Origin of the sequence: Elstera sp., assembly GCF_044372965.1 — a bacterium.
In the GTDB taxonomy this organism is placed as follows: Bacteria; Pseudomonadota; Alphaproteobacteria; order Elsterales; family Elsteraceae; genus Elstera.
Genome location: NZ_JBILQX010000287.1, coordinates 1 through 3,007, shown reverse-complemented (window position 1 = coordinate 3,007; position 3,007 = coordinate 1). Strand labels below are relative to the sequence as shown.

General features: G+C 62.7%; 2 protein-coding genes. Both read right to left on the bottom strand.

The window, feature by feature from the left end:
- Positions 1 to 180: 180 nt before the first annotated feature.
- On the bottom strand, positions 181 to 1,770 hold the full coding sequence (locus ACIQ36_RS19700) for an ABC transporter substrate-binding protein (RefSeq protein ID WP_395832528.1): 1,590 nt from the start codon (positions 1,768 to 1,770) through the stop codon (positions 181 to 183).
- A partial coding sequence (locus ACIQ36_RS19695) for a CocE/NonD family hydrolase (protein ID WP_395832526.1) occupies positions 1,771 to 3,007 on the bottom strand: 1,237 nt, incomplete at its 5' end.

Genomic DNA, 3,007 nt, shown 5'->3' with positions numbered 1-3,007 from the left:
CCGAAGCGGCCTGCGATGCTGCCTTCGAAATTGGTGAAGGCAGCATCGCAGCCGCGCAGCAGATCGACCAGCGCTAAGGTGTCCGCCCCGGCCCCCGGAAGCGGATCGTGGCGGATCAGCGATTGACCCGCCAGCGCGACCCGCCATTCTTGCCTATGGGCGGTTAACATTCCCCGCCGCCTACTGGCGGCTAACATTCATAGCGACCGTATGTTCGTCGCGGCGGCCTTGGTAAACGAAGCCCTTGCGCGTCGCCCAGGCGACCTTCTGCCAGTAGAGCGGAATAATGCCGACATCCTCGAAAGCAGCTTTGGCGGCAAAGCGCAGCAGAATTTCGCGCTTCTCGTCGTCGAACTCGGCCATGCCCTGTTCGAGCAGCAGATCGAAATTCGGGTTGGAATAGCGCGTGCGGTTATTGCCACCCAGGCCCTTTTCCTTATCGTAAGTATGCAGCACGCTATCAAGGCCCGCCGAGGCTTCGCCGGTGGTCGAACCATAGCTGAACAGGAAAGCGGAATACTCGCCCGCCGTGGCCGCTTTGGCGAAAACACTATAGGGCAGGCTTTGGATGCCGTTCACCTTCAACCCGCCGCGCGCGAATAATTGCCCGATGGTCTGGGTCACATTGCTGTCTTGCGCAAAACGGTCGTTCGAGCCGTGCAGAGTGATGCCGAAGCCCTTCGCCCAACCCGCATCGGCGAGCAGCTTCTTTGCGCCCTCGGGGTCGAAGGCGGTCGGCTTCAGGTCGGGATTATAGCCGAACACGCCTTCCGGCACCATTTGCCCGGACGCGGTTCCGGCATTGGTCAACACGCGCTCGATCAGGCGGGGCCGGTCGATCAGTTTCGACAGGGCTTGGCGCACGCGCACGTCTTTGAGCGGATTGCTGGTGAGCGGCTTGCCGTCGATATCGGTCAGGAAGGGGCTTACGTCGCGGGCGCTATCGAGGGCGAGATAGATCAGGCGCAGCGAATCGGCTTCGGCGACCTGAATATTCGCGTCTTTCTTTAGCTCTTCCACAAAGTTCGGCGGCACCAGATCGATCATCTGCACGTCGCCCGCCTTCAGCGCGGCCACGCGGGAGGCGGCATTGCTGATGAAGCGCAGTTGCACCCGCTCGAACTCGGCCTTTTTGCCCCAATAGCCGTCGTATCGCACAAGGTTGAGTTGCCCGCCCGGCGTCCAATCGACAAACTTATAAGGGCCGGTGCCGATCGTGGCGGTGCCTTTGTTGAATTGATCGTTGCTGGCCCCCTCGGCGGCTTTTTTCGAGACGATGAACACCCGGCCGATTTCATTCACGAACAGCGGGTCCGGGGTTTTCGAGGTGATCTTTAGGGTCAGCGGGTCGATAATCTCCATTTTCTCGATCCCGGCGACCGAGGGGGCGAAGGACGCAGGAGAATTCGGAATGGTTGGCGGGCGCTGGAGCGAAAACACCACGTCTTCCGCCGTAAACGGGCTGCCATCGTGGAACGTGACACCGGGGCGCAGCTTAACTTCCCATACCAGCGGCGACAGGGCTTTCCACGCGAGCGCCAACTGCTGCGTCGCGCGCATATTTTCATCGACCCCGGCGAGGCGCTCGAAAACATGGGCGGCGGTCATCTGATTATTGCCCGTGCGGGCGAACTGCGGGTCCATCGAAACGGGCTCGTTGCCGCGCGCGATGATAAGGTCGGGCGCTTGGGCCAACGCACTGCCACCAATCAGGGTTGCGGTTAGGCCGATGCCGAGGGCCAGCGGGCGCATCCATCGAAAATTCATCATTCATCTCCCTGAGGTTTGGTTAAGCAGCGGCGTTGCTGTGGGGTTAACGGGCAGCAGCAGGCGCGACGGGTGCGCCGCGTCCAAGTAGAGCCGCACGGTGGCGGTTTGGGTCGGGCCGCTTTTCCAGGCGGGGGCGCCGGTCTGCGGGTTCACGTCGAAATGGGGGAAGTTGGAACTGGCAATATCGAGGCGCAGGCGGTGCCCGGCTTTGAACAGGTTGGCGGTGGGAAAGGCTTCGACCCGCACGCGGTAGATACGATCAGGCTCCATCGGCTGAGGCACCTCCCAGCCGTCGCGGAAGCGGCAGCGCTGAATGCCGTCGGTCAGATTGAGGGCGAACCCTTGCGGATAATCGGGCGAGGGCGGGTACACGTCGATTAGCTTAATACACAGGTCCACGTCCGGGGCAGAAGATTGTACGAAAAGCTCGGCCACAATCGGCCCGGTCACGTCTAAATCGTCTTCGAGAGGGGCGGTTTCGAATACGAGCACATCGGCGCGGCTGGCGAGTGGCAGATAGGGGGCACGGGAGCCGAAGAAACGCGGCGCTTCCCGCTGATCGAAGCCGCCGCCGTCCATAATTGGCGCGCCGGAGGTAATCGCCCCACCGATGCTGGGGACCGGGTGGGCGGGGTCGGACAGGTAACTGCGATAGCGCACGACGTCTTCAGGCGCCTCGCGGGAAAAGCCGCCGTCTTTGGTTAGGAAGAAATCCTGCGTCGTTGCGCTCGGCGGCCAGGCGTCGGCCTGCATCCACGCGCCGCCGTGATCCAAGCGGCCTTGGGCGGTCTTATGGCCTGTGCCGCCGCCCATGCGGAAGTAGCGCACGGCGGGCGGTGGCGGCGGGGCGTCGCGGCCAAACAGCCGATTGAACCAATCGAGCCGGAACTGAAGGAAGTTTTCCGCCAGCGCCCCGTCGAGCGTCGCTGCTGGGCCGAAATCGGCATCGCCCGAATGGGTGTCACTGCGCCGCCCGTGCAGCCAGGGGCCGAGCACCAAAAAGGCGGGGCTGTTGCGGGTGCCGCCGGTGAGGGCCGCGAAATTCTCCGCCGCCGAGCGCGGGTAAGGATCGTACCAGCTTGAGATCAGCAGAATCGGAATATCCGGGATCGTATCCATATGGCCGAGGGCGTAAAGGCCGGGTTTCTGCCAGCTTTCATCGAAGCTTTCCGCCTGCCACTGGCTGAAGAAATACTCCTCATACTCCGGCACCCAGCGCAGGGGGCTGTGGCCGGGT